This window comes from Bacillus sp. UNCCL81 (assembly GCF_900112535.1).
Classification (GTDB): Bacteria; Bacillota; Bacilli; order Bacillales; family Bacillaceae_G; genus Gottfriedia; species Gottfriedia luciferensis_B.
The window spans coordinates 104282-129855 of the sequence record NZ_FOMF01000007.1 but is presented as its reverse complement, the minus strand read 5'-3'; the positions used below and the strand labels follow the sequence as shown (position 1 = coordinate 129855).

General features: G+C 32.5%; 24 protein-coding genes, 2 riboswitches and 3 other annotated features. Of the genes, 15 read left to right on the top strand and 9 right to left on the bottom strand.

All coding sequences use genetic code 11. From position 1 onward, the window contains the following. Positions 1 to 214: 214 nt before the first annotated feature. Positions 215 to 1177: an NAD(P)H-dependent glycerol-3-phosphate dehydrogenase gene (locus BM319_RS16285; RefSeq protein WP_091023665.1), complete on the top strand. Its 963-nt coding sequence runs from the start codon at positions 215 to 217 to the stop codon at positions 1175 to 1177. A gap of 165 nt (positions 1178 to 1342) precedes the next feature. Next, a riboswitch (purine riboswitch) is annotated at positions 1343 to 1446 on the top strand. Between the two features lie 209 nt (positions 1447 to 1655). Next, positions 1656 to 2480: a 5'-methylthioadenosine/S-adenosylhomocysteine nucleosidase gene (locus BM319_RS16280; protein WP_502686155.1), complete on the top strand. Its 825-nt coding sequence runs from the start codon at positions 1656 to 1658 to the stop codon at positions 2478 to 2480. A 107-nt stretch (positions 2481 to 2587) separates the two neighbouring features. On the opposite strand, the gene BM319_RS16275 is transcribed toward BM319_RS16280, so the two are convergent. Beyond that, positions 2588 to 3166 carry a DUF2087 domain-containing protein gene (locus BM319_RS16275; protein ID WP_091023661.1) on the bottom strand — a complete coding sequence of 193 codons (579 nt, stop codon included), beginning with the start codon at positions 3164 to 3166 and terminating at the stop codon, positions 2588 to 2590. Between the two features lie 448 nt (positions 3167 to 3614). Here BM319_RS16275 and BM319_RS16270 point away from each other — a divergent pair, with 448 nt between their 5' ends. The 3 genes from BM319_RS16270 (at position 3615) to BM319_RS16260 (ending at position 6540) form a co-directional block, all read left to right on the top strand. After that, positions 3615 to 4892, top strand: a complete 1278-nt coding sequence (locus tag BM319_RS16270) for an MDR family MFS transporter (RefSeq protein WP_091023659.1) — start codon at positions 3615 to 3617, stop codon at positions 4890 to 4892. Between the two features lie 120 nt (positions 4893 to 5012). Next, positions 5013 to 5714, top strand: coding sequence for a hypothetical protein (locus tag BM319_RS16265; protein WP_091023657.1), 702 nt, complete (start codon positions 5013 to 5015; stop codon positions 5712 to 5714). A gap of 304 nt (positions 5715 to 6018) precedes the next feature. After that, positions 6019 to 6540 carry a GNAT family N-acetyltransferase gene (locus BM319_RS16260; protein ID WP_069034672.1) on the top strand — a complete coding sequence of 174 codons (522 nt, stop codon included), beginning with the start codon at positions 6019 to 6021 and terminating at the stop codon, positions 6538 to 6540. A gap of 139 nt (positions 6541 to 6679) precedes the next feature. Here BM319_RS16260 and BM319_RS16255 read toward each other — a convergent pair whose 3' ends face one another. Then, a complete protein-coding gene (locus tag BM319_RS16255) occupies positions 6680 to 7165 on the bottom strand; it encodes a GNAT family N-acetyltransferase (RefSeq protein ID WP_091023655.1) in 486 nt (161 codons plus the stop codon). 190 nt (positions 7166 to 7355) lie between these two features. Beyond that, positions 7356 to 7587, top strand: a binding site (T-box leader). A gap of 45 nt (positions 7588 to 7632) precedes the next feature. Beyond that, positions 7633 to 7859: a binding site (T-box leader), on the top strand. 59 nt (positions 7860 to 7918) lie between these two features. Here BM319_RS16255 and BM319_RS16250 point away from each other — a divergent pair. Further along, on the top strand, positions 7919 to 9244 hold the full coding sequence (locus tag BM319_RS16250; protein ID WP_069034670.1) for an amino acid permease: 1326 nt from the start codon (positions 7919 to 7921) through the stop codon (positions 9242 to 9244). A 52-nt stretch (positions 9245 to 9296) separates the two neighbouring features. On the opposite strand, the gene BM319_RS16245 is transcribed toward BM319_RS16250, so the two are convergent. Both BM319_RS16245 and BM319_RS16240 read right to left on the bottom strand, forming a co-directional pair. Further along, the gene (locus tag BM319_RS16245) at positions 9297 to 10037 is read right to left on the bottom strand and encodes an MBL fold metallo-hydrolase (protein WP_091023652.1); all 741 of its coding nucleotides are present in this window, start codon (positions 10035 to 10037) and stop codon (positions 9297 to 9299) included. A 119-nt stretch (positions 10038 to 10156) separates the two neighbouring features. Next, the gene (locus BM319_RS16240) at positions 10157 to 10732 is read right to left on the bottom strand and encodes a TetR/AcrR family transcriptional regulator (RefSeq protein WP_069034668.1); all 576 of its coding nucleotides are present in this window, start codon (positions 10730 to 10732) and stop codon (positions 10157 to 10159) included. 304 nt (positions 10733 to 11036) lie between these two features. Here BM319_RS16240 and BM319_RS16235 point away from each other — a divergent pair, with 304 nt between their 5' ends. Both BM319_RS16235 and BM319_RS16230 read left to right on the top strand, forming a co-directional pair. Further along, positions 11037 to 12248: a multidrug efflux MFS transporter gene (locus BM319_RS16235; protein WP_091023650.1), complete on the top strand. Its 1212-nt coding sequence runs from the start codon at positions 11037 to 11039 to the stop codon at positions 12246 to 12248. 127 nt (positions 12249 to 12375) lie between these two features. After that, positions 12376 to 13248, top strand: coding sequence for an AraC family transcriptional regulator (locus tag BM319_RS16230; RefSeq protein WP_091023648.1), 873 nt, complete (start codon positions 12376 to 12378; stop codon positions 13246 to 13248). A gap of 23 nt (positions 13249 to 13271) precedes the next feature. Here BM319_RS16230 and BM319_RS16225 read toward each other — a convergent pair whose 3' ends face one another. Next, positions 13272 to 13451: a hypothetical protein gene (locus tag BM319_RS16225; RefSeq protein WP_069034665.1), complete on the bottom strand. Its 180-nt coding sequence runs from the start codon at positions 13449 to 13451 to the stop codon at positions 13272 to 13274. Between the two features lie 199 nt (positions 13452 to 13650). On the opposite strand from BM319_RS16225, the gene BM319_RS16220 reads away from it, so the two are divergent. Together BM319_RS16220 and BM319_RS16215 are read left to right on the top strand one after the other, a co-directional pair. After that, on the top strand, positions 13651 to 14067 hold the full coding sequence (locus tag BM319_RS16220) for a GNAT family N-acetyltransferase (protein ID WP_091023645.1): 417 nt from the start codon (positions 13651 to 13653) through the stop codon (positions 14065 to 14067). Between the two features lie 114 nt (positions 14068 to 14181). Then, positions 14182 to 14958, top strand: a complete 777-nt coding sequence (locus BM319_RS16215; protein WP_069034663.1) for an arylamine N-acetyltransferase family protein — start codon at positions 14182 to 14184, stop codon at positions 14956 to 14958. A gap of 159 nt (positions 14959 to 15117) precedes the next feature. Here the strand turns inward: BM319_RS16215 and mmuM are convergent, their stop codons facing one another. Both mmuM and mmuP read right to left on the bottom strand, forming a co-directional pair. Then, positions 15118 to 16074 (bottom strand): homocysteine S-methyltransferase, encoded by a 957-nt coding sequence (gene mmuM / locus BM319_RS16210; protein WP_069034662.1) that lies wholly within the window; start codon positions 16072 to 16074, stop codon positions 15118 to 15120. Further along, entirely contained in the window at positions 16049 to 17458 is a 1410-nt protein-coding gene (gene mmuP, locus BM319_RS16205) for an S-methylmethionine permease (RefSeq protein ID WP_069034661.1), read from the bottom strand. The genes mmuM and mmuP overlap by 26 nt, the downstream gene beginning before the upstream one ends. Before the next feature lie 82 nt (positions 17459 to 17540). Beyond that, positions 17541 to 17644: riboswitch (SAM riboswitch) on the bottom strand. Positions 17645 to 18120: 476 nt separating this feature from the next. On the opposite strand from mmuP, the gene BM319_RS16200 reads away from it, so the two are divergent. Then, the gene (locus BM319_RS16200) at positions 18121 to 18495 is read left to right on the top strand and encodes a DoxX family protein (RefSeq protein ID WP_091023644.1); all 375 of its coding nucleotides are present in this window, start codon (positions 18121 to 18123) and stop codon (positions 18493 to 18495) included. A 344-nt stretch (positions 18496 to 18839) separates the two neighbouring features. After that, entirely contained in the window at positions 18840 to 19658 is an 819-nt protein-coding gene (locus tag BM319_RS16195; protein WP_286143801.1) for a DUF2935 domain-containing protein, read from the top strand. A 617-nt stretch (positions 19659 to 20275) separates the two neighbouring features. Here BM319_RS16195 and BM319_RS16190 read toward each other — a convergent pair. Then, positions 20276 to 20749, bottom strand: coding sequence for a pentapeptide repeat-containing protein (locus BM319_RS16190; protein WP_069034658.1), 474 nt, complete (start codon positions 20747 to 20749; stop codon positions 20276 to 20278). A gap of 199 nt (positions 20750 to 20948) precedes the next feature. Further along, positions 20949 to 21222 (top strand) — a binding site (T-box leader). A gap of 52 nt (positions 21223 to 21274) precedes the next feature. Between BM319_RS16190 and metG the strand changes: the two genes are divergently transcribed. Beyond that, entirely contained in the window at positions 21275 to 22912 is a 1638-nt protein-coding gene (gene metG / locus BM319_RS16185) for a methionine--tRNA ligase (RefSeq protein WP_091023642.1), read from the top strand. Between the two features lie 76 nt (positions 22913 to 22988). Here metG and BM319_RS16180 read toward each other — a convergent pair whose 3' ends face one another. After that, positions 22989 to 23462 carry a hypothetical protein gene (locus BM319_RS16180; RefSeq protein WP_091023640.1) on the bottom strand — a complete coding sequence of 158 codons (474 nt, stop codon included), beginning with the start codon at positions 23460 to 23462 and terminating at the stop codon, positions 22989 to 22991. Between the two features lie 227 nt (positions 23463 to 23689). On the opposite strand from BM319_RS16180, the gene BM319_RS16175 reads away from it, so the two are divergent. Together BM319_RS16175 and BM319_RS16170 are read left to right on the top strand one after the other, a co-directional pair. After that, complete coding sequence (locus BM319_RS16175; protein WP_091023638.1) at positions 23690 to 24580, top strand: PhzF family phenazine biosynthesis protein; 891 nt, start codon at positions 23690 to 23692, stop codon at positions 24578 to 24580. Positions 24581 to 24598: 18 nt separating this feature from the next. Next, positions 24599 to 25573 (top strand): HD domain-containing protein, encoded by a 975-nt coding sequence (locus tag BM319_RS16170; RefSeq protein ID WP_091023636.1) that lies wholly within the window; start codon positions 24599 to 24601, stop codon positions 25571 to 25573. Position 25574: the final 1 nt, after the last annotated feature.

Genomic DNA, 25574 nt, shown 5'->3' with positions numbered 1-25574 from the left:
AAATAGGTTACTCATGAGTGGTTCATGAGTAAGTAAAACAGCAAAAAGAATCAAAAAGGTTCCTCATAACAGGCACCAGTAACAACCAACTTTAATTAAGAGACTAATTTTTCAGCAATCCGAAGAAGTCTAATAGGTTACCTAATTAGACTTCTTCTCCGTTTTTTGTTTAGTCCTTTTACTCGATAATAAATTTTGGAAGGAAGAGTAATGTATGAATGTATCTGTCTTAGGCTGCGGTAGGTGGGGAACTTTTTTAGCTTGGTATGCTAATCGAGTTGACCATAATGTCATGCTATGGGGAAGAGAAAACTCTAGAAATTTTAATGGCTTAAATCTGACAAGAAAAAATGACTATTTAAGCCTACCAGATGGAATTGAGTTAACGAGCTCTTTAGAAGGTGCATTATCCTTTGCCGAAGTCATTATTATCTCAATTAGTGCCCAGGAGCTAAGAACATTTGCAAACCGCTTAAGTCAATATGATGAAATACATGGTAAAACTTTTATCCTCTGTATGAAGGGCATAGAATCTACTACTGGAAAAAGGCTAACACAAGTCTTTCGTGAAGAGGTTGGGAAAAATAGCAATGTAGCTGTTTGGGTAGGACCTGGCCATGTACAGGATTTTATAAGAAATATACCAAATTGTATGGTTATTGGTTCGGAGAATATTGAAGTAACAAAACAGATTGCTAAAGCATTTAATAGCGAGTTAATCCGATTTTATTACGGCCAAGATTTAATTGGTAATGAAATTGGAGCTGCAACAAAAAATGTGATGGGAATAGCTGCAGGAATGCTAGATGGATTGAAATATAGTAGTTTAAAAGGCTCATTGATGGCTAGAGGTACTAGGGAAATTTCTCGTTTAATAAGAGCCATGGGGGGAAATGATTTAACAATTTACGGTTTAAGTCATTTAGGAGACTATGAGGCGACACTCTTTTCAGCGCATAGTCATAATCGAAAGTTTGGACAGGCATTTGTTGAAGGTAAACCGTTCGATAAATTAGCGGAAGGGGTTTCTACAATTAAGGCTTTAAAGGAACTTTCTGAACAGTATAATGTTGAGCTACCGATTTGTAACGCATTGTTTGAAATTCTGTATGAACATAAAAATGCGAAAGACACTTTAGAGGAGCTATTTTTAAGACCAATAAAATTCGAGTTCTAAAAAATGAAATTTCATTTCGGTTTTTCAGAAAAAAATAACACATTCTTTGTTTTACATAAGTTAAATCTAATATTTCTCTTTAAATACGAACATTATTATTTATTTTATAAAAAAAGTTCATGTTTTATATTGAAAATATATTTCAAGTTTGATATATTAGCAGTGTAATCATTCATAAACATTACTCGTATATGCTCAGTAATATGGTCTGAGCGTTTCTACCTGGTTCCCAATGAAAGAACTAGACTACGGGTTAAAGTATACTTGGTTTCATTTTTTTGTAACCAATCATGATGGGTAGCATTAAATTTTATTTATTGCTGATCTATACTTTAACTTTCGTGATCTAGAAGGTAGAGATTGTTCTACTTTTTGGACCATTTTTTTTTTGACTAAAACATCGAGTGTGATCACCATCAAGGGGGAAAAGACATTGTTAAAAAAATACGGTTTATTAGGAATCATTTCTACACTATTAATCTCTGTATCTGTAGGTTATAACTTTAAATCGAACACTGCAGAAGCAAAAACTAAACATCTTAAACCAATCATTATTGAGGGACCAATGCCAATTGAGGCTGAAAAGTTTGCAAGTCAGTTAAAAAATGTAAAAGTTGAAAAATCAGGTAGTTTTGTATTTTACAAAGGTACTTTAGATAATTATCCAGTTATTGTAGCAAAAACAGGTAAAGGTATGGAAAATACTGCTGCTGCTACTGCGATTGCAATTGAAAAATATAAACCAATCGCAATCATTAACCAAGGTACATCTGGTGGTCATGATGCCAATTTAAATGTTTTTGATATCGTATTAGGTAAAAATACAACGAATATTGGTTCTTTAAAAACAGAAACGAAAGACGAAAACCAAGGTATTGATGCAACACAGTGGAAACCAATGGACTTAATGGCTTCAGAAGGTAGTGCAGGTGAAGATCCAAATGCTGAAAAACCACGTTTTTATGAAGGAAATAAAGATTTATTAGCAGCTGCAAATGCAGTGAAAAATAAATATACGAAAGGTAAGGTTGTAGAAGGCACAATCGGATCTGCAGACGTTTGGAACAATGAAGTTGATCGCATTAAATGGTTCCATACTAAATACGGAACTTCAGTAGAAGAAATGGAAGGCGCAGCTGCAGCTCAAATCTCTCAAGCATATAATGTAGCTTTCTTAGGAATTCGCGTATTATCAAACAATAAAACAAATGGCGGTAAATATGATCCAACTACAGCTGATGCTTGTCAGGGGTATGTAATGGAAGTAGTTAAGAAATATATTTCTACAAATCCAAGTAAATAATTATTTAGAAAAAGAGATATTTTAAAGTATCTCTTTTTCTTTTTTTAGAATCTTTTGATAGATTTTATTATCCTTAAATGCTACTTTCTCTCTTCTTTTTTACCGAATTATTTTAACCACCATAATTCAACTGGATTTAATTCATACTGATTATTTTCGCGATACATATATTGACACATAATGAGCTCTCGTCTCAAAGTGGCGTAATCTTCATGAAATTCCTTTAAATATTCATTAATTTCTTTTTCTTGATAAACTCTACCAAATTCTAGGCCTTTAATCATATGCGCTAAAATGACAAGCTTTTTCTTTCGCTGAGCAGGATATATTTTAAGTTTGCCTTCCTTAGTAAAGAAATTATTGATAATGCTTGAACGTTCACTTTCAGTAACTGACATTTCCATATTGGCATCTCCTCCTGTTCCTACTGTAAAAATTGCTTTGGCATTCATTTCTAAAATTTTAGTATTTAGAGAGAAATAGATTGTATTTTTATCTCGGCGCTCTTTAATCAGACCAACTTCTCTAAGCTTTGACATATGATGGGTAATTGTTGGTGGCTTAAGACTTAATTTATTGGCAATTTCTTGCCCACTTAAATGACCTTGCTGAAGTAAAGCAATAATGCGTACACGAGTAAGATCACCTAAAGCTTTATGGAAATCTACAATTTTACTTAATTGCATTTAATATACACCTACTTTTATACTTATCTAATTAGATAATAGTCTAATTAGATTCGCATTTCAATAAGTAGTTTTATTCGAGTTTAAATTTAGTTATTTTTTACTAAATATTTATATTGAATAGATTAGCTTAACTTCGATGGCCTTAAGGTAAAAGAATTGTAGTGTGAAAACAGTGACGCTGCTATTTTATATGACCTGGGAGCTTTACATAAAAATACTCATACAGTTTTTTAAACAAGTCAATTTTCTTTGCTTTAGGAATTCCAATTTTTCTCATTTATATAGGGAGAAAGTATTAGAGTTGCATATTGGCATAATCGGAAATAACTGCTATGCTAATTAAGTGAAAAATTTAAAAAGGGGGAATTTTCATGCAAATAATGAATGTATCTAGTACAAGTTTAAAACGAAGGGGATTCAATAGATAAAGAGAGGTTGTAAGAGCATGGGGATACTTAATTTTCACAAAAATATAAAAATTCGATTACTCGAATCGTTCTTAAGTTCGTCAATTGGAAGTATGATTTTTCCATTTATGGCGATTTATTTATCTAAGCATTTTGGGGTAAAACAAGCAGGATTACTTTTGCTTGTAAATGTATTTATAGGAATTATTATGAACTTTTTTGGGGGATATTTTTCGGATCAGTTTGGCCGAAAAAAAACGATGGTGTTTGCAGAAACTATTCGGTTACTTGCGTTTATTACGATGATGCTTTGTAATTCACCTTGGTTTTCATCACCTCTTATTACATTCTTTATGATGACTTTGAATAGTATTTGTTGGGGACTAGCAGGGCCAGCTAACCAGGCAATGTTAATAGATGTGAGTAAGCCAGAAGAACGAAAGCTTATGTACTCAATCATGTACTGGTCGAACAATTTATCAATTGCGATTGGTGGTATGCTTGGAGGATTTTTATTTAAATCATATTTATTTGAACTATTATTAGCACTATCGGTAGCTTCACTAGTTACATGGGTGTTAATTACGTTCTTTGTTGAAGAGAGTTTAGTTACTGAAAAGACGGAAACAAAGACGATTGCTCATCATGCTCAAAAAATGATAACAAATTATCGTGACGTTTTTCAAGATAAGCTCTTTATTCTTTATGTATTGGCAGGTTTGCTAGTGCTTTCAATGGAATTCCAATTAACAAATTATATAAGTATTCGATTAGCGAATGATTTCCACACACAACATTTATTGAACTGGACATTTGGTGGAATCGAGATGAATGGTTTCTTGCGTACAGAAAATACGATACTAGTAGTCGTAATGGCACTTTTCGCTTCTAAAATTGTAGGAAAATTGGATGATCGAAAAACGTTAATTTGGAGTTGTATTGCTTTTGTTGGTGGATATGCAATGATTTCATATAGTAACTCTATTTGGCTATTATTTATAGCAATGTTCATCGCAACAGTTGCGGAAGTATTAAGAGTACCAGTTCAACAAAACTATATGGCTAATTTACCAGCTGACGAAACAAGGAGTTCCTATATGGCAGTTGCAGGTTTAACATTTAATCTAGCGATGTTTATCTGCTCAATAACTGTTTCACTAAGTGCATACTTATCGAATTTCGCGACATCGTTCTTTTTAACAAGTTTAGGTGTAATCGGTATTCTAATATTTGTTCGAATTACCCCTGCATTAGAAAGAAGAATTAAAGGTGAAATAGTGCAGGAACAGGCAAATACAGCTGGAATAAATTCTTAATTTACAGAGAGTTGCTTTATGCGGCTCTCTTTTTTTGTGGAGAAGGTGAATAGGTAAATCCTTTAGCTTAAGGTTATATTTTCCATATTAGGACACTTTAATGGTAAAGGTGGTGTTTCGATGAACCGAGGTTTAATCATTGTTTTAATCAGTACTTTTACATTTTTTACTTGTTCATCCGTAAGTGCGCGACAAGCGGAACGAGTAGTGATGAATGGGATCCCAAGTGATGTGTGGCAGGAAAATATCTATATAATCGCTGACCGAATAGATGGGAAAGAATACCGGAATTTTGACGTTCAAATTGGAAATGAAGGATTTTTATATCACTTTCCAACATGGAAAAGTGGGAAGTATGGAACGAAAATGTTTAGTGAAGATTTAAATAAAGATAAACAAAATGAAGTTATTATCGTATTGGATAATTTCAATGATCCGATTCATTTATTGCAAATTAGTACTAACGAAGACCAAAGTGAAGAATATAAGGAAGTGCCAATTGAATCAGTACCTGAAGCCGTTAAACGTCTTGTAGAGATGGAGAAAAAAGGGGATATAGTAACCATAACAACTAAACAAAAAACTTATAAAGTTAATTTGAAATCGTTAGGGTTTAAAGATACGTCTTCTGACGATAGTGTATATACCCACGTACCAGTGGACTATATTGTTGAGAAGAAAAAACTAGTTGCTGATGCTGTCGTAATGATTTCAAATGATGGCGGAGGAGCGATTGGAAATTTGAAGCTTTTTTATGTTTGGAATGGAAAGAAATATGAGGTTCAGACGATTTCTTTTGAGAAGTATAATCGGAAAAGATAATGTGAGCACCTTTGACGGGTGCTTTTTTGCTGTGAAATCGCAAATGAAAATGTGAAAACGCAAATAAAAAACGGGTATCGCAAATAAAAATGTGAAAACGTAATTAAAAACTGAGAATCACTAATAAAATTGGCAAAATTGCAATTAAAATCCAGAAACAGACTTATAAATAGCTATATTAATATATTTGATGAGGAAATTGCTAAGTTATCTGTCTTTAAGGGATAAATCAGTATCAATTGAAGGACTTTTCGTCATGTTGAAGGTATATATATTTTTAAAAGAGTGGTGAGAGGTGGAAGATTTGATTATAAGGAAAGCTACAATGTCAGATGCAAAAGGAATCGCTAAGGTTCACGTTGATAGTTGGAAAACTACTTATCGAAATATAATTCCTAACGAGTTTTTAGAGAAGTTATCATATGAACAAAGAGAAAAATTGTGGAATCATAATCTTTCAAAAGAGGGGGATTATATAGTTGTTGCTGAAAATGATGACGGGGAAATTATAGGTTTTGCGGATTGTGGAAAAAGAGAGAGGAATCAAGTCAATCAGTCTGGTGACTTAACATCTATTTATCTTCTTGAGGAATATCAAGGTAAAGGAGTAGGAAAGCAATTAATGAAATTATTATTCCTTCAGTTTCAAAAGTGGGGGTATAATCGGGTTTTCGTTGAAGTTTTAGAAGAAAATAAAACGCGCTTTTTCTATGAATACTATGGTGCTGAGCTATTGAAAACTGATAAAATTACATTTTCGGGTACTGAACTAAATTTACTAATTTATGAGTGGGAAAATGTAAACGAGGTTTTATCTAAATTGTAGGATGGTATTGTAATTACAACGACAAAAAAACTACCAACATTTAATTATGAAATGTTGGTAGTTTTTATTGTATTATCCTGCATATTGTTTTAATAGTCATGATGATCAATTTTTTAGATGCGATAAATTGAAAGCCTTATTACAGTTTTTTAATCATGTTATACCATTTTACTCCACCATGTGTTGAGCTAGAAATACCGAAATTGATGAAGCCATGGTTTTCGTAAAATTGAATTAATTTTTCTTTACATGTAAGAGTTATTGAATCACGCTTATTTTCTTTTGAAACTTTTTCGATATGAGAAAGCAATTTTGATGCGATCCCTTTATTTTGGTTTTGTGGAGCAACTGCTATGCCTAATATACTTTGATGGCCACCAGTAGAAGGATTTTGTTTAATTTCGCTAAATAAATCATCTGTAATGAAAGTCTCATTGATAACAGGACCGTTTACTAAACCAACTAATTTACCATCTTCCTCAGCTACAAAAAAACTATCAGGAATTAATTTAATGCGTTTTTCGAATGCTTGTTTTGTTGCTGCCTCTTCTTTTGAAAAACAAAGATGCTCAATTTCTACTAGTTCAGTTAAATCTTCCAATCTTACATTTCGTATGTTTAGCATGATTAGATCCCCTCCATTTTTCTTAATTATATTATATTAATTTCATAGCTTTCAAACTATTTAAACTAGCATTTTTGGATAGTGGTTGAACAAAATGAAATAAAAAGATGTTGACAGAATTATGAAATAACCCCTATAATACAAAACATATTAAAAAAAGAATCAAGCTACTAATGTTAGATTAATATAGTTTTAAGCAATGAAGGGAATTTAAGTAGTACTTATCTCAATGTAATAGAGAGCTGATGGTTGGTGGAAATCAGTACAAAGATAAGGATGAATTTCGGTCCTGGAGCTATTTTTTTCGAAGTAAAGTTTTATCTTTACTGAGGGAAAAACGGTCAAATTTGATCGTTATCAAATTTTTAAGAGGCAGAATACTTCTGCAACTAGGGTGGTACCGCGAATAATTCGTCCCTACTGATACAATCAGTAGGGACTTTTTTATTAGTTTAAAACTGAATAGAGAAAATGCAATGAAGGGAATACAGTAATGTTTGTTTCACTGTTTAAGAGAGCTGGTGGATGGTGTGAATCAGTACAAAAACAAGCATGAATTACAATCCTGGAGCATCTTTTTCGAAGTAAAGGTCGACATTTACTTTGAAAAAGACGGTCATTGATCGTTAAATAAAACAAGTGGCAGATTTAATTCTGCAATTAGGGTGGTACCACGGTGAAAATCGTCCCTGTCGTTAGTGGCAGGGGCGATTTTTTTTTATAAAATTACAAGCTAGAAAGAGGAGATAGAAAATGGAATTACAAAAAAATTTACTACCAAGACATATCCGTTTCATGGCACTCGGTGGAGCAATTGGCACAGGTATTTTTAAAGGAACATCAGAAACTGTATCGATTGCAGGACCTGCAGTAATTTTTTCATATTTGTTTGCTGGATTATTACTACTTGTTGTAATGAGTGCGATAGCAGAAATGGCTATTGCGTTTCCAGGTTTGAATATGAAAGGATTTATTCGTAAAGCATTTGGTACAAGAGTTTCTTTCGTAATTGGTTGGTTGTACTGTTTTATGTGGTTAGTTGTTTGTGTTATTGAAGTAATCGCAGCTGGTAGCTTTCTACAATATTGGTTTCCTTCAATGTCGTTATGGTCTTTAAGTTTTATTAGTGCAATTTTTATTGTCGCTGTTAATTTTATGAATGTGAAACGATATGGTGAAATAGAATTCTGGTTTGCAGGAATTAAAATTACAATGATTGTTTTATTTATTGCGTTAGGCGCTGGAATTTTATTTGGAATTATTCCAAGTGATCATAGCGGTTATGTACAAAATTATGTTCAGCATAAGGGATTTTTCCCACACGGTTGGTCAGGAGTATTTTCTGCTTTATTAATCGTCATCTTTTCTTATGGTGGTTCAGAGCTAATTGGATTGACTTTAACAGAAACAAAGGACGCAGAAAAAGTAATACCAAAAGTTATAAAAGGAGTAATTTGGAGAATTGTTTTATTCTACACGCTTCCAATTCTGATTATTTGCGGATTAATTCCATGGAATGAAATTGGCAATCAGGAAAGTCCATTTGTTCAAGTTTTATCAACAGTAGGTTTTCAAGGTTCAGCTCATATTATGAACTTTGTTCTAATTACGGCGGTTTTATCAGCTGCAAATTCAGGGATTTATGGTTGTACACGTATGATGTATTCATTAGCAACTGAAGGTGAAGCTCCAAAAGCTTTTGCAAAAATTTCTAAAAATGGTGTACCAGTTTATACGGTTATTGTAAGTGCAATTATTTTAATTGGGGGCACTTTTGTAGCTTATTTTTCTCCAGATCGCGTATTCGGATATTTAATGGCGATTCCGGGATTTACGGTATCATTAGTATGGATCAGCATTTGTTTAGCACAATTAAAGCTTCGTAAAACTTATACTAAGATGCCACACTTTAAAGTATGGGGATTTCCATATATAACATCATTTACAGTAATTGCTTTAGGTGTAAGTTGTGTAGCATTTGCATTCAGTGAACAGAACAGGTTAAGTATTTTTGTATGTTTAGGAATGTTAATTGTATTAATTTTATGTTCATTTATAAATGGTAAAAAACAAGCTTAATAAACACACAAAAAAGGGCACCTTATTTGGTGCCCAAATTGATTACAGTATATTAATTATTGTTAGCCAATGCTAAAAGCTGTTCATTTACATTTTCATTTACAACTCCGCCATGGTAACAAATGATTGTTTCAATATCATATTTTGTTAATTTTTTAATGGACAATAGAGCCGTTTCCATATCAGGTGTAGCATTTGGATTTGGACCCATAATTACACCATCAGCTGCAACAACAGCATCACCTGCAATTAATGTCTTGCTTTTTTGATGATATAAACAAATGTGACCAGGAGTATGTCCAGGTGTAAAGATCACAGTGATTCCACCAGCATATGGTAAAACTTCTTCGTCAGATAAAGTTGTATTAACTTTAGCATTTAGTGGTGTATCATAGATTGCTTTTATTTTTTTTCCTATTTCTTCAGGGACAGTTTCGATCATTTTTGCAATTCGTTCTGGATTTACTTTAATTAAAGCTTTATCACCTTCAATATATGGCTTGTCTTCTTTATGTGATAGCACTTCAAGTTCTTGATCAGCAGTTTTTAAAAGCTCAGCAAGGCTCCCAATATGATCAATGTCTTGATGTGTAAGAATAATTTTAGACAGCTTGTTAAACTCCAATCCCGCTTTTTCTATCGCTCCACGAATTTCTCCAGTTTGCCCTGGCATTCCTGTATCTACTAAGATTACTTCTTGTTCATCCCAAAGTAATGTTGGATGAATAATATTTAACTGTCCAGTAAAGTTCATTTCTAATTCAATTGTTTCAATACCTTTTGCTATCTTCATTTAGATGGTAAAAGCATTTATTGCCTTTACCACACCTCCCTTTGTCTTATGTGAGCACTAAACTAGACATCTAAAGAAAGTTGCCTAGTTTAGTGTTCACATTTTTTGTTGCTACAAACTTATTCTACTTTTTGAGTTTTTGAAACAGAAGAAATAAAGTCATCAATCATAACGTCAAAGCTGTCATCTACATTTACAGGATGTTGGAAATATCCAAGGAAATTCATCGAGACAAATCCGTGTAAAATGCTTCTTAATGCTCGGCCTTGATGAATTAATAAAGTAGGGTCCGTAATATAAAACTTTAGTATTTGATGAATAATTCCAGTTGTTTCCCTAGCAAGTCGTTTAACATCATCATTTTCCGTACTCGGGATATTCATAAAAAGTCCATAACCAGTTCGATTATCAAATGCAAAATCACGGTATACATAAGCAATTTCTCTAATCGCTTGTTCACCACTTTTACCGACTAATCGTTGCATTAAAGTTGAATTTAATTTATTTAAAAGTGAAATCGTCATTTTCAATTTTAAATCGTCCATATTCGCAAAATGGTTATATAAAGATGGATATTTAATATCCAGCTTCTCTGCAATTTTTGGAAAAGTAACTTGATTAAGTCCGATTTCATTAGCCAATGAAAAAGCCACTTCAATAATTTTTTCTTTTGTTAAATTTCTTTTTTGAACCATTTTTTTGCTCCCGTCTCATGTTTAGATAAATTGTTTTTATAGAATAAGCTGATTTCCACTGCCAATCAACTTATGTCCTTAAAGATACAATACCTAAATACAACGTATTTTTAAAGAGAGACTATATTACTGAAAATAGTTTAACACTTCTGATGATAATTAGTAAACTATATAATATAATTTACAAACTATAAAATATAGTTTAGTGTTATGTGTATATTAAAACTTATTGTTATTTTTTATTTGTCTCATTTTCGAGACTTTTTATATTGATTTTATTTTTATCAAAAAGGAGGGGGAAATGATGTTATTGTGGAAAAGGAATTTAATTGTTTGTTGGTTTGGAATGTTTGTAACAAGTATTGGGATGAGCCAACTTGGTCCAGTATTACCCCTATATATTGATAAACTTGGTGTTCATAATTCTGCATTAATTAGTCAATTTTCAGGGATTGCTTTTGGGGTAACTTTTATTATTTCAGCTATTTTTTCTCCTATTTGGGGTTTGGCAGCGGATAAGTTTGGACGAAAACCAATGCTGCTAAGAGCAAGCCTTGGTATGTCAATTATTATTTTTTGTATGGGTTTCGCACATAATGTCTATATTTTAATTGGTTTAAGACTTTTACAAGGTGTCATTACCGGTTACGGTACAGCTTGTACAACTTTAATCGCAACGCAAACAGATAAAGAGCATGCGGGATCGGCATTAGGTACACTTTCAACTGCAAGTATAGCAGGTTCATTACTTGGTCCGATGGTTGGAGGTTATATTGGAGAGACTGTAGGTTTACAAAATGTGTTTTTTTTAACAGGTGGACTCATGATGGTTGCGTTTATTACAACTGCATTATTTGTAAAAGAATCATTTACTCGCCAAGATAAAAAAGTGCTTAAGTTTAAGGAAATATGGAGTATTATTCCGGATAAAAGCTTAATGATCACAATGTTCATTACTTTTTTTGTTTTAACAATAGCGCTTTATTCGATTGAACCAGTTATTACTGTTTACATTTCTCAGCTATCGGCTCATTCTACACATGTTGCATTGTTAGCGGGTATGGCATTTTCAGCATCAGGATTGGCAAGCATTATTGCTGCTCCGAGATTAGGTAAAATTTCAGACCGAATTGGTCCACATAAAGTTATATTCGTTGCACTGATTGTTTCAGGTCTAATGGTTATTCCTCAAGCATTTGTAAAAAACGCTTGGGAATTGATGGGACTCCGATTTATTTTAGGTTTAGCAACGGCGGGCTTAACCCCGTCTGTTAATACATTAGTTAAGCGAATTACACCAGATGCCATTACCGGTCGAGTATTTGGATTTAATATGTCAGCTGGATATTTAGGCGTATTTGTCGGTTCCATTTTAGGTGGGCAAATTGGAGCATATTTAGGTGTGAAATACGTATTTTTTGTTACAAGTGCATTATTGCTACTTAATGCTATTTTGGTTTATGTTAAAGTTAATAAGAAATTGAATGTAAAAGAAGATTTTAAATTATCGATGTAAAAAGCTATAATTTTTGGGAGCTACTTAATGTGGCTCCCTTTAATAATAATACCCTACATTATTTAGCAAGAAATGTCGGGTTGGCTAATTTCGTTCCTGTTATTCTATTGATGAAGGAGGTTATAAAATGGATTTGTTAAAAAATATGAATGATGCACTAATATATATTGAAGAAAATCTGACAAGTGAGATCGACTATAAAGAGCTTTCTAGACGGGCTTTTTGTTCTGAGTATCATTTTAAAAGAATGTTTTCGTTTCTTGCAGGAATTTCTCTTTCAGAGTATATACGTCGCCGCCGTCTTACCGTTGCAGCATTTGAACTGAAAGATCATAACAAGAAAATAATTGATATTGCATTAAAATACGGATACAATTCTCCGGATTCTTTTACGAGAGCCTTTCAAAACTTGCATGGAATTACTCCGTCAGAAGCTAGAAATAACGGCAATTCGCTAAAAGCATTTCCACGAATGACCTTCCAATTATCAATTAAAGGGGGAACTGAAATGAACTATCATATTGAAGAAAAAGAAGCATTTCGAATTGTAGGGATAAAAAAGAGGGTTCCGATTATTTTTAATGGAGTTAATCCGGAAATTGCATCGATGTGGAAAACTTTAACGATGGAAAAAATAACGAAACTAAAAGAACTCTCCAATGTTGAACCGAATGGCATAATAAGTGCATCAACAAATTTTTCTGAAGGTAGAATGGAAGAAAAAGGAGAGCTTGATCATTATATTGGTGTTGCCACTACAAAAGACTGTCCAAATGAATTCATTCAACTTGAAGTTTCTGCGTCTACATGGGCAGTTTTCGAAGCGATTGGAAAATTTCCAGATGCATTGCAAGAAGTGTGGGGACGAATTTATTCAGAATGGTTTCCATCTTCTGATTACCATCAAGTAGAAGGTCCCGAAATATTGTGGAATGAACAGAAAGATATTACATCACCAACTTTTAAGAGCGAAATATGGATACCAGTCTCTAAAAAATAAAAAAGAAAGAGACATATGCTCTTTCAGGTTTCTGAATGATTGTTATTTAAGTGATCCAGTTTATCTGAAATATTTTTAAGAATTTGATTTTTCTCTTGTTGAATTTTTAGGAATTTTAATAGAAACCAAACCATAAAAACAAAAGGTGCTAAGTAAAACAAAATCGGTAGGATTGAAAATAGAGGAAGAAGCACGTTATCCATATTGATTTCACTCCTTTTGGAAAATTATACCATAAGATTTAAATTAAAACCTTCTTATTATTGAAGGTTTTTTTATTTATAACTTATTCAGTTAGTTTCTTGGTTAAGAATGATATTAAAAGGAAAATAGCGTTATTTAGAGAATGTACTATTAATTAAGAAATGCTATAAGTCGAATATAAAAGTAGGAGAAATAAAAATGAAAATAGTAAAACAATGGGTACAAGAGGAGAGTGATTATATTAGAAAGAAATTAATTGAATTTAATACTAAAAACCTTCCTGATGAGAGGAAAGCACCGTCGGAAAATATAAGCTTTGTCGTTCGAAATGATCAAGAGGAAATAGTAGGTGGAATTACAGGAAGGATGTATTGGCACCATTTATCTATCGACTTCTTATGGGTGTCAGAGGAATATAGACATGAAGGTTTTGGTAGTCAGCTAATCAATCAAATGGAAGAATTTGCAATCGAAAATGGATGTCGCCTTATTAAAGTAGATTCTTTTAGTTTTCAAGCTCCAAAATTTTATAAAAAGCATGGTTTTAAAGTGTTTGGAATAATTGAGAATCATCCAAAAGGGTATAATCAATATTATTTTGAAAAAAGATTATAAGAGACAATCTAAATTTTTGACGGCATGAAGTTGCTTTTGCAGCTTATTTTTTTTCGCTTATAAACTTAAATGGTATGATTAATTAAAAGTTTGATGTGACAGGAGGAATCGTTAATGAGCGAACTTAATTTATTGTTTCGAAAAAGAATCGGATTACGTAATAATGAAGTGATTAACTTTAATAATTTAAATGACATTCTTGAAAAAACAGCTAAAAATATACCTTTTGAAAATCTTTGTATTATAGGAAATAAAACGAATGAGATCAACCGAGAAAATTTAATTAGTAAATTATTAGTAAAAAACGAAGGTGGTCTCTGCTATGAATTGAATTCATTACTGTATTTATTTCTTCTTGAAAATGGGTTTAACGTGAGGTTAGTTAGAGGGGTTGTTTATGACAATATAGCTCAAAAATATCCGACTTTTGGAAGAACACATGTGACAATCCTATTAACACAAAATAAAGAATCATATTTAATTGATACGGGATTTGGAGCCAATCTTCCTTTAAAAGCAGTTCCCTTTTCCGGTGAGATGATTACTTCTAGTAATGGAGATTTTCGAATTAAAAAAGAAGGCACAGAATTCGGGGATTATGTATTGATGTTAAAACTAAAACATAAAGATCCCGTTTGGAGAATTGGATATGCATTTGATTCATGCGATGTCATTTCGGATGTGTCCGAATTTAATGAGATTCAAACAATTATTGCTGAGCACGAGGAATCCCCATTTAATAAAAACCCTTTAATGACTCAACTGACAAATGAGGGGAATAAAACTTTAACGAATACTTCTTTTACACAATGGATTAACGGTGTAGTAACGAAAGAGGATATTGATGAAATGAGATATAAGGAATTGGCAAAGCAACATTTTGGACTCTAATAAAAAATAGATTTACTATACAAAAGTAAACTTATTAACAATTATTTGTAAAAATTGTTAATAAGTTTCTTCTAATCATTCTATTGCCTATGAAAATTTAATGTTCTATCATTTTGCTTATTAAGTAATCAACCTCAATTATTACTTTGCTTTATGCAATTAGAAAACCTCTGAATGGCGCCATTTTTTCGATATATCCTTAATTTGTTGAGGTGTCGTTCTGCAGCATCCACCTATTAAACGTGCACCTAATTGGTACCATTCTTCAGATTGTATACCCAAGGTGCCACACTGTTCATGCCCATGCCATGTTTTTGTTTCCGGGTTATAAGTTTCACCAGAGTTGGGATAAACAAGAATTGGCTTTTTCGTATTTTCTCTCAATTCCTGGATGGCACCAGTTACAACAGTTACTGGTGCACAATTGATGCCTATTGCCACAATTTGCTCACTTTTTTCAAAAACTCTTGCACACTCAGCAAGCTTCGTACCTTCACTAATCTCTTTTTCATTTTTTAAAGAAAAGGATAGCCACGCATATGTTTCTGGGAACTCACGCAATAATCTATCTAAAACTATTGCTTCATGCAATGAAGGGATTGTTTCGAATGCTAATAGATCTGCACCAGCTTCAATCAAAGCTGATATTCTAGAACGATGAAAGTCTTCTAATGTTTTATCTGATACACCATAGTTGCCTATATACTCTGAGCCATCCGCAAGGTAAGCACCATACGGTCCAACTGACGCAGCAACCAATGGCTTAGGCCTATTCTTTTGCTTGTTCTCCTTCCAAAAATCATCTCTTGCTCTTCTTGCAAGTAGCACAGTTTTCCTGATTAACTCCAAAGCTTCCTGTTCTTGTATTCCACGTGCGGAAAAACCATTAATAGTAGCTTGATAGCTTGCTGTTATGGCACAGTCTGCTCCTGCACGAAAATAGTCTGAATGAACTCGGTAAATTAGTTCGGGATTTTCTAATAACACGCGTGCCGACCAAAGGGGATCGTCCAAATTACATCCATGTGCCTCCAATTCTGTAGCTAATGCTCCGTCAAGAATCATTATGGAATATTCTGATAAAATAGCTTCAATTGGATTGATTTTGTTCGACATAATTTACGCCCCTGTTCTTAAGATATTTTGATAGATAATAACTTCCATAGCAAAGCAAAATAAACGGTATGCCGCAATATAACGCAATTCTCTGTGTTGGATCAAATGCAATTCCAATACATGAAGCCAGGCAAAGGATAAAAGAAGAAATTGGTACCAATGGATATAATGGTGTACGATAGATCAAATCCTTTTCAGAATTTCCTTCTTTTAAAAATTGTCTGCGAAATAAGAACTGTGAAACACTAATACTCATCCAAACAACAACCACGGCTAAACCAGAAATTGAAACTAGTGCGATATAGACAGTATCTGGAGCTATAATACTAGAGAGCAACGCCAAACCTCCACCCACCATTGAGAAAATAACAGCATTGATTGGAACACCCTTCTTTGTCATTTTTCCAAAAATCGGTGATATTGTATTCTTATTTGCAAGTGACCAAAGCATTCTAGAAGAGGCATAAAGACCTGAGTTTGCCGCAGAAAGAATGGCTGTTAGGATAACAAAATTCATTATGTCGGCTGAATAGGGCACCCCAATTCGTTCTAGAACAGCAACAAAGGGGCTTTTTAATATCCCTGCATCCGACATAGGTAATAAAGCAGATAAAACAATAATTGTTCCTATAAAAAAGATAATCAATCTCCACAGGGTAGTACGAATGGCCTTCGGTATCGTTTTTTCCGGGTTGGCTGTTTCACCGGCTGCAATGCCTATTAATTCTGTTCCTGAAAAAGCAAAATTAACCGCAAGCATGGTCATTATAATGGCTGTAGCACCATTAGGAAATAAACCTGCACTTGTTAAATTAGAAAAAAATGGGGCTGTTTTTGAATGAGTCATTGGAAGAAACCCGAGCATTGCCGCTACTCCTAAAATAATAAAGATCACAATTGCTATAACCTTTATCGATGAAAACCAAAATTCAGTTTCAGCGAAAAACTTAACCGTAAGGACGTTTAATACAAAGATCATAATGGCAAAAAGAGCACTCCATACCCAAACATTAATCGATGGAAACCAACGCTCCATAAGTAATCCTGCGGCTGTAAATTCAGAACCTAAAGCAACAGTCCAAGTTAACCAGTATAACCAGGCTATTGTATATCCTGTACCCGGTCCAATGTATTTAGCTGCATAACTATGAAATGCGCCCGTTTCAGGCATATGTACGGAAAGCTCCCCTAAACATAACATGACTAGATAAACCACTAGCGCACCAATCAGATAGGATAGAATTGTACCAAATGGACCAGCTTGTTGAATCGTGTAACCCGAACTTAAGAATAAGCCAGTTCCAATAACCCCTCCAAGTGATAGCATGACTAAATGACGCGCTTGCATTTTCCTTTGAAATTCTTGCCTATCGATGTTTTCCATTTTTAATCTCCTTTTGATACTATCCAGAGAAAACAAAAACGCACTCTAAAAAAGAGTGCGCTACTGACAAATAAAATGAGTGGTCTTATCTATCAGGAGTTTCACCCGCTGGAATTAGCACAGTATCTTAATAGACCTGTTGCTGAGGTATCATAGGGCCAGTCCCTCCACCTCTCTGGATAAGAAATATATATTTTTAATAACAATATCAATTCACTTAAAAAGTGTCAAGATATTTCAGTATTTTCAAAAAAATACTTGCTGTAAAATGCTTTAATATGACTCGCTATACCAAAAAACAAATACTTGTGGTACAGAATATGTTTTTTTAACTAAATATCCACTATTCTATATAAGAATTGAATACATGATGGTTTTAACCAAATTTCACGATTTATATTGAGAGATATTTAAAATTCATTTATTTAAATTCAAAGTCATTTTTATGGATTTATCTTTAAACAATCTGCCATTTAAGTCGAGTAAGAAAATCAACAATCTACTTTAACAAAAAGAAAGATAAGAAAACTAATTAAGAAACCTCTACCCCTTATTACTGATTTTAATAAACAATCTAATCCAAATTTTAGATTGAATAGTTACTTTTGTAGTAATATGTGCTTTTTTCAATTGCATATATATTAGTAAAGGGGTGATAAAAAATGGATATTTTATCAATTATCTTGCAAATTTTATTAGCTCTTATGTTTTTAATTGCTGGGTTGGCTAAACTTTTTGGTTCAAAAACGAGTGTTGAAAGTTTTAATCACTTGAAATTAGCACAATGGTTCAGAGTAATTACTGGATTAGTAGAATTGGTTGGAGCAGTTGGATTGATTATTGGATTTTGGGAAGAAAGTTGGGTTCCAGCGAGTGGTTTGTTATTAGGAGTTGTGGCAATTGGTGGAATAATATCACATATCCGTGTGAAGGATTCGTTTAAACAAACTTTTACAATATTATTATTAGGTATTATTGCGTTTGTACTTTTATGGATTAATTATTCTGATCTCTCAAGTTTCCCAGGGTTTAATTAATTTGCAATCTATTCATACAGGGATTAATAAGGCGACGACAGAATAACGATTACAGTATTTAAATCAATCTTATATGTAAAAAGGAGCGATTTTAATATTGTATGATATCGTAATTATCTGCGCCGGACTGGCGGAAGCAAGTGCTGCTTTATTTGCAGCAAAAGCTGGTGAAAAAGTTCTAGTTTTCAAATAAATATTTTAGCATTACTTCTATTGAGGTAATGCTTTTTTATATTTTTTTAGTAATCTAATAGCTAATCTACTTAAGAAAGATGTATCAGTAATAATTCATTTTTTCATCAATATATTAGAAAGTGAAATGAATTATGTTAGGAGGGGTCCGATTGTCGGATGCATTTATAGCACGTTCTTTAGATGAGATTATGTTTTGGTCAAGGATTATGAAAGAGCATTCACTATTTCTTAAATTAGGCTTTAATTGTGATGATACTGAGTTAATACAAGAAGCAGATCAATTTTATCAAGTTTTTGAAGCAATAGGAAATAAAGCCCAATCATTTTCGCTTCAAACGGATCCTCAGCAAATTAAACAGTTTAATAGTGAGGTTCATCAAGCTGCTTCGATGATTTGGGCCTATAAGCGGAAAATCCTTAACTTACTCCTTACTTGTAAAATAACTGGAAATAACTTTCCTTTATTAGTTGATCATACTAGTAGGGAAGCGGCTTATTTTGCAAATCGGTTGACTGAATTAAATAATGGTCAACTCCAACCGCTACCTGCTGCAATTATTCAGGAAAATGTTTTCTTTTTAAGAATTATGGCAGACCATGCAAAATTTATCGGACATTTATTAGATCCATCAGAAAGAAAACTAGTAGATCAAGCGAGGGAATTTAGCCATGATTTTGATCAACTTCTCTACCAAGCCGTAGATTTAGAATCAATGAGACCACAATCGGAAACTGTTCCGATACTTGACCAATTCCTTGATGAAAACCGAGTATCGGTAAAATCACTTAGGGATTTTAAGAAAACAGCTCGCGACCTAATAGAAGCTTGTAGAATTAAAAGTATCATTCATCCACTGCTAGCAGACCATGTATTTAGAGAAGCAGATCGATTTTTGCATATAATTGACGCGTTCGAAGCCCAGTTAACAGGGAATGGAAACAGAAATATTGTACTGGACGATCATTAATAACACAGCAAGTTACCATAGAAACGAAAAAGGAATCTGATTAAGATTCTTTTTTTCAGTGTGTTGAAATATAAAATGGTCAATAGGGAACACGGACATTAAATGAACATTTATTAATGATGAAATTATCATTTTTTGGATGTTCTATTTATGGTTTTAAATGTTAATATGTTTGAGCAATTTTATGATTCTAATAACACTAGTAATGTTTTATCAGTAGTTAAAAATTTTATGAGCTAATTTTTAGAAAAGTATATTCAATTGATTAGTATTTAATGTTCGATATTAATTAACCTACAAACTGATTAATAAACAACTGTTAGGTTACTCTAAGTAAAGGTTATTTGATTAGGATTTATTGCATACTTTTTTTGATGAATAAGTTGATTGGAACGGAGGGGTGCTCGACTCCTATGGGATTAGCGGGAAGGCTAAAGAATCTCGCCCCATGGAAAGCGAGCATCCTGTAATGGAAATCAACATCATCCTACTCCTTTTACGAAAATTTGGTAATTTAATAGACAAGGTTTTTATTCAACAGAGTGGAAAAATAATCTGATTAAAGATTCTTTTTTTATTGCGCGTTGAAATTGACTACATCCTTTTTTATGAAATAATTATTTTCTCTGACTATAACTCTTTAACAAATCTTCAATTAAAATGCCATTAATTTTCAATCCTGTTAAATTGCAATTATTGATTTCGACATGACTTAAATCACAGTCGGTAAACTGACTATTTGTTAAATTGCATTTCTCAAATTTAATAGAATTTGAGTAATCGTCAAGATTTAGATTTTCCGGAATGACAATATTGCGGAAGATTGTTCCAGCTAAATGAACATGATTAATAACTAAGTCTCTTAAATTACCATTTGTTATTTTTGTATTAGATAAATTAACATCTGAAATTCGAGTTCCGAATAAATTTACGTCATTCAATTCGAGGTTTCTCATGTTTGCATTTGTAAATTTTGAATTCGCCAAGCTTACATTATTAAAGTCTAAGTTTTCAGCTCTTACTTCATTAAATGTTGAAAAAGACATATCTGTTTTTTGTAACTCAAATAATGCAGTCTTCCAATTTGACATTTCTTCTCCTCCTAAAGCTTTGATAATTGAATATATTTAACTTTATTCCTGAGAATTCCTTCACTCTTAAACATTTTTAATATCGACAAATAATTGAATCAACTTTTAATTTATAACTTATACTATATTAATATCTTTAATCGTTATGAAATAGTTTGACTTTTCAATATGTTTTTTATAAAATCTTTTTAACATTTAAATAAAAGCAATGAAGAGGAAAAGTAGAATAATGTTATTTTTTACAGAGAGCTTCGGTAGCTGAAAAGAAGCAAGAATACTTATTTGAACAATGGCCTCGGAGCTTCGTACTGAACGTATATGTCATATTAGTAGGCTACGACAAGAGTTGGCACTTGTTACCAAAGTCACAGTATATAAGCATTTTTATGCTTTTCGTACTTGCAAAGACAAATGTATGCAAATACTTTGTGAACTAAGGTGGTACCACGTGGATTGTAAACCTCGTCCTTATCTTTTATAGATAGGGGCGAGGTTTTTTGCATTTATAAATTAGGAGGAATTGGAATGGATATTTTTATTGGAGGAGCTTGGCCTTATGCAAATGGATCATTACATTTGGGGCATATTGCAGCTTTATTGCCAGGTGATATTCTAGCTCGATATTTTCGTTTAAAAAAAGCAAATGTATTATACGTTTCAGGAAGTGACTGTAATGGGACACCTATTGCTATTAAAGCGAAACAAGAAAATGTAACCTATATAGAAATTGCAGATCGTTACCATCATGAATTCGAGGATAACTTTAAGAAATTAGGATTTACCTATGATTTTTATACTAGGACAGACGCAGAGCATCATCATAATACTGTACAAGAAATTTTCTTAACTTTATTACAAAATGGGTTAATTTATAAAAAAGAAATTGAACAATGCTATTGTGAAGAATTTGAACAATTCTTACCAGATCGTTATGTAGAAGGAAATTGTCCAAATTGTGGTCAACATGCGCGTGGAGATCAGTGTGATTATTGCTCTGCTATATTAGATCCTTTAGATTTATTAAATAAAACATGTAAGTTATGTGGAAATCCTCCATCCGTAAAAAACACAGAGCACTTTTATTTTTCATTAAGCAAATTACAAGATGAGCTAAAGGAATATCTTGATTTTGCTAAATTGAGTGGAAGCTGGCGTTCGAATGCTATCCAATTAACAGAACGGTATTTAAATGAAGGGCTTCATGACCGAGCAGTATCAAGGGATTTGCCAAATGGAGTAAGCGTACCAGTAAAAGGGTACGAGAAGAAGAAAATTTATGTGTGGATCGAAGCAGTGTCTGGTTATTATTCGGCAAGTAAACAATGGGCACTTAGAACGAATCAAGATGACACTAACTTTTGGAAAAAAGAAACAAAATCATATTATATTCACGGTAAAGACAATATTCCGTTCCATTCAATTATTTGGCCAGCTATTTTAATTGGTTTAAAAAAAGAGGCTCTTCCAACTCATATCGTTTCAAACGAATATTTGACGCTTGAGAAGAAAAAACTGTCCACTAGTAAAAACTGGGCTGTATGGGTACCATATCTAATCGAAAAATATCATCCAGATTCAATACGATATTTTTTAACAATAAATGCTCCAGAAAATAGAGATACTGATTTTTCTTGGAGGGAATTTATTTATAGTCATAATAGTGAACTATTAGGCGCATATGGGAATTTTGTAAATCGTACATTAAAGTTTATTGAAAAATACTATAATGGTGTAGTTCCAGAAGGGGAAATTGAAAAAACAATTAGATTTGATATTAATGGGCTTTATAAGTCTGTTGGTTCGCATATTGAATCGGCTAACTTCAAAAAAGCTATAGAGGAAGTATTTGAATTTATTCGATCTGCAAATAAATATTTTGATGAAGCTGCGCCTTGGAAACAAGTTAAGGAAAATTTGATTGAGTGTCATAACACGATGGTGAGTTGTATATATGCTATTGCAAACCTGGCGCAAATCTTACATCCAATCCTACCTTTTTCGAGTAATGAAATAAAAGAAATGCTAAATTTAGCAAACTTCGAATGGAGGGAAATTTCTCCGGTTTTAGTAAAAATTAACGAAGTAAGGCCCCTTTTTGAAAGAATTGATGTAGGTAAAATAGAGGAAGAATTAGAACTGTTAAATAACCAATCAAAAAAGTAATGAAAAAAGCATTAATAATCAGTGTGATCATTAATGCTTTCCTTAAGGAAAAAATATAAAATAAATGCTGAAGATTTTAATATAGAACGCTGATAAATTCAAAGGCTGTAAATATAAGAGATCCAAAAATAATTGTTGCTCCTGTTGAAGTGAAATATTCATCAGGATCAATGATCACAGATGTTGTATGCCATCCATCAATATCAGGTGTTGCTTCACCAGTTGTACGTGGAGCAAATTTAATATAAAGCATGAGTAATAGAGCAAATAGACCAACAAATGGTGCAGTAGATGAAAATGGCATATCAAAATAAAGTGCAATTAAAAATGATATAAAATATAAAACTATAATTGCTATACTTAACTTTAAGAATTGTTTAAGCCAGTAATTGCGTCGATTGATTGGTTGGTCACGCAATACTTCTTTCATTTTCTGTGCATCTTTGTATCGGAAATATAATCCGACAGGCCATGCAATTAAGAAGCATATTAAGGTAAAGGCTAAGCAAAGTAAAAGTTTTCCTCCGAAAGCTGTAATGAATAATGACATATTTTCCTCCAAAATTTTAATGAATAATATTATTTTATCAAACTTTTAAAATTAAAAATATTGGGAAAATGAACTTTCATATAGAAATTGTAATCGTTTTATTTAATTAGTTTATTAATGTATATTATTAAATAATTGAAGATAAGGCACTATTCTAACAATCTCATAAAATTAGTTTATTTTTAAACTGATAGTAGAGAACTAAGTTACAAAAAAGAGGTGAGAAAATGAAAAATATTACTGTATACCATTATGATGCTTTTAGTAAAAAGCCCAATAAAGGAAATCCAGCTGGAGTCGTTTTAGATTGTGATTCTTTGACTGATTATGAAATGCAGGATATTGCGAAAAAAGTGGGATTTAATGAAACTTCATTTCTATTAAATTCGAAAGTTGCTGATCATAAAATTCGTTATTTTACACCTGGGCATGAAATGGATTTATGTGGTCACGGGACAGTGGCAGTAATATATGCATTAGTAACTAGAGGGCTAATTGAGTTTAAAAGTGAGTTAACGATCGAAACAAAGGCTGGGATTTTGCCGATCAAGATTCATCATTCGAATAATGAAATCTACATAACGATGAAACAAAAAACACCAGAGTTTGTAGAGTTTAAAGGCTCCATTGATGATGTAGCGTCCTCAATTGGTCTTAGTGTAGAAGAAATCGATCAAAGTCTACCAACTCTTTATGGAAGTACTGGTGCCTGGAATTTACTTTTACCGATAAAAAAATTATCTTCGTTTGAAAATATGAAACCTAATAATCTATTTTTTCCTAGTATTTTGACCGAAATTCCAAAAGCGTCCGTTCATCCATTTTGTTTAGAAACATACGATTCAAATGCAGATTTTCATGCTCGCCATTTTTCCTCTGCATTTTCTGGAACGATTGAAGATCCGGTTACAGGTACTGCCTCTGGGATTTTAGGAGCTTATTATGCTAATTATATTCATAATGATGTTATTGATACTCTGGAATTAATTGTTGAACAAGGAACGGAAATTCAGAAAGACGGACGTGTAAAAGTAAATGTAAAAAGAGTAAAGTCGACTTATGATATAGAAATTACTGGAAATGCTGTTTATGTTAAAGAGATGGAATTTCAAATATAAAATGAAGAGGAGTACAGTATGTTTTTGAGCGATGAACTATATGGACAATACAATATTGATCAAGTACTTGTTGAATTAATAAAGACAAAACCAATTCAAAGGTTAAAAAAAATTCATCAAGCTGGTGCTACCTTTTTAGTGGATCAACATTTTAATGGAACTCGATATGGACATTCAATTGGCGTAATGTTGTTAATAAAAAGGTTAGGGGGTTCTGTAAAGGAACAAATTGCTGGATTATTACACGATGTTTCACATACGGCATTTTCTCATGTTATTGATTTTGTTTTTGACTTAAGTGAAGAAAATTATCATGAAACAATCTTTGAAAAAGTAATTTTAGATTCGGAGATCCCTTCTATACTTGAAAAATATCATATCGATATTAAAGAAATTTTTGATATAGATAAATGGGAAATACTTGAAAAAGAGCTTCCGAAGCTATGTGCAGATCGAATAGATTATACCATTAGAGATATGCATACATATTTTGGAACACCTAAAAATGAAATTGAAGCATTTTTAAATTCATTAATTATTGTAAATGGAGAAGTCTGCGTAAACTCTATTGAGATGGCAGAGTGGTTTACAAAGATTTATTATAAGCTTGCTATTGATTATTTTTTAGGTCCGATCAGCATCTATTCTTACGATTCACTTGCAAAGATTATAAAACTTGCATTACAAAAAGAAGTTATTAATTTAAACGATTTATTATTGGATGATATGCAGTTTATGAAATTAATGCAAAAAAGTAATGATAAAGAAATTCTAGAATTAATAAACAGTTTATATGAAAAAGTTGAGCTTGAAGAAAACGATCAGGATTATGATATTCATCGAAAAGGTAAAAGAAGGATTATCGATGTGCCTGTATCATTAGACGGAAAAACTGTTCTACAATCATCTCTTTTATCAGACAACATTGCAAAAATGAATAAGATCGCAATTGAAAAGTCTGAAAAAGGAACATTTGTAAAAATTAAAAGATAGA

Bases quoted from the DNA above. Each gene is read 5' to 3' on its own strand.
- BM319_RS16285 (WP_091023665.1), top strand. From the start codon at position 215: ATGAATGTATCTGTCTTAGGCTGCGGTAGGTGGGGAACTTTTTTAGCT.
- BM319_RS16275 (WP_091023661.1), bottom strand. From the start codon at position 3,166: ATGCAATTAAGTAAAATTGTAGATTTCCATAAAGCTTTAGGTGATCTT.
- BM319_RS16270 (WP_091023659.1), top strand. From the start codon at position 3,615: ATGGGGATACTTAATTTTCACAAAAATATAAAAATTCGATTACTCGAA.
- BM319_RS16265 (WP_091023657.1), top strand. From the start codon at position 5,013: ATGAACCGAGGTTTAATCATTGTTTTAATCAGTACTTTTACATTTTTT.
- BM319_RS16255 (WP_091023655.1), bottom strand. From the start codon at position 7,165: ATGCTAAACATACGAAATGTAAGATTGGAAGATTTAACTGAACTAGTA.
- BM319_RS16250 (WP_069034670.1), top strand. From the start codon at position 7,919: ATGGAATTACAAAAAAATTTACTACCAAGACATATCCGTTTCATGGCA.
- BM319_RS16245 (WP_091023652.1), bottom strand. From the start codon at position 10,037: ATGAAGATAGCAAAAGGTATTGAAACAATTGAATTAGAAATGAACTTT.
- BM319_RS16240 (WP_069034668.1), bottom strand. From the start codon at position 10,732: ATGGTTCAAAAAAGAAATTTAACAAAAGAAAAAATTATTGAAGTGGCT.
- BM319_RS16235 (WP_091023650.1), top strand. From the start codon at position 11,037: ATGTTATTGTGGAAAAGGAATTTAATTGTTTGTTGGTTTGGAATGTTT.
- BM319_RS16230 (WP_091023648.1), top strand. From the start codon at position 12,376: ATGGATTTGTTAAAAAATATGAATGATGCACTAATATATATTGAAGAA.
- BM319_RS16225 (WP_069034665.1), bottom strand. From the start codon at position 13,451: ATGGATAACGTGCTTCTTCCTCTATTTTCAATCCTACCGATTTTGTTT.
- BM319_RS16220 (WP_091023645.1), top strand. From the start codon at position 13,651: ATGAAAATAGTAAAACAATGGGTACAAGAGGAGAGTGATTATATTAGA.
- BM319_RS16215 (WP_069034663.1), top strand. From the start codon at position 14,182: ATGAGCGAACTTAATTTATTGTTTCGAAAAAGAATCGGATTACGTAAT.
- mmuM (WP_069034662.1), bottom strand. From the start codon at position 16,074: ATGTCGAACAAAATCAATCCAATTGAAGCTATTTTATCAGAATATTCC.
- mmuP (WP_069034661.1), bottom strand. From the start codon at position 17,458: ATGGAAAACATCGATAGGCAAGAATTTCAAAGGAAAATGCAAGCGCGT.
- BM319_RS16200 (WP_091023644.1), top strand. From the start codon at position 18,121: ATGGATATTTTATCAATTATCTTGCAAATTTTATTAGCTCTTATGTTT.
- BM319_RS16190 (WP_069034658.1), bottom strand. From the start codon at position 20,749: ATGTCAAATTGGAAGACTGCATTATTTGAGTTACAAAAAACAGATATG.
- metG (WP_091023642.1), top strand. From the start codon at position 21,275: ATGGATATTTTTATTGGAGGAGCTTGGCCTTATGCAAATGGATCATTA.
- BM319_RS16180 (WP_091023640.1), bottom strand. From the start codon at position 23,462: ATGTCATTATTCATTACAGCTTTCGGAGGAAAACTTTTACTTTGCTTA.
- BM319_RS16175 (WP_091023638.1), top strand. From the start codon at position 23,690: ATGAAAAATATTACTGTATACCATTATGATGCTTTTAGTAAAAAGCCC.
- BM319_RS16170 (WP_091023636.1), top strand. From the start codon at position 24,599: ATGTTTTTGAGCGATGAACTATATGGACAATACAATATTGATCAAGTA.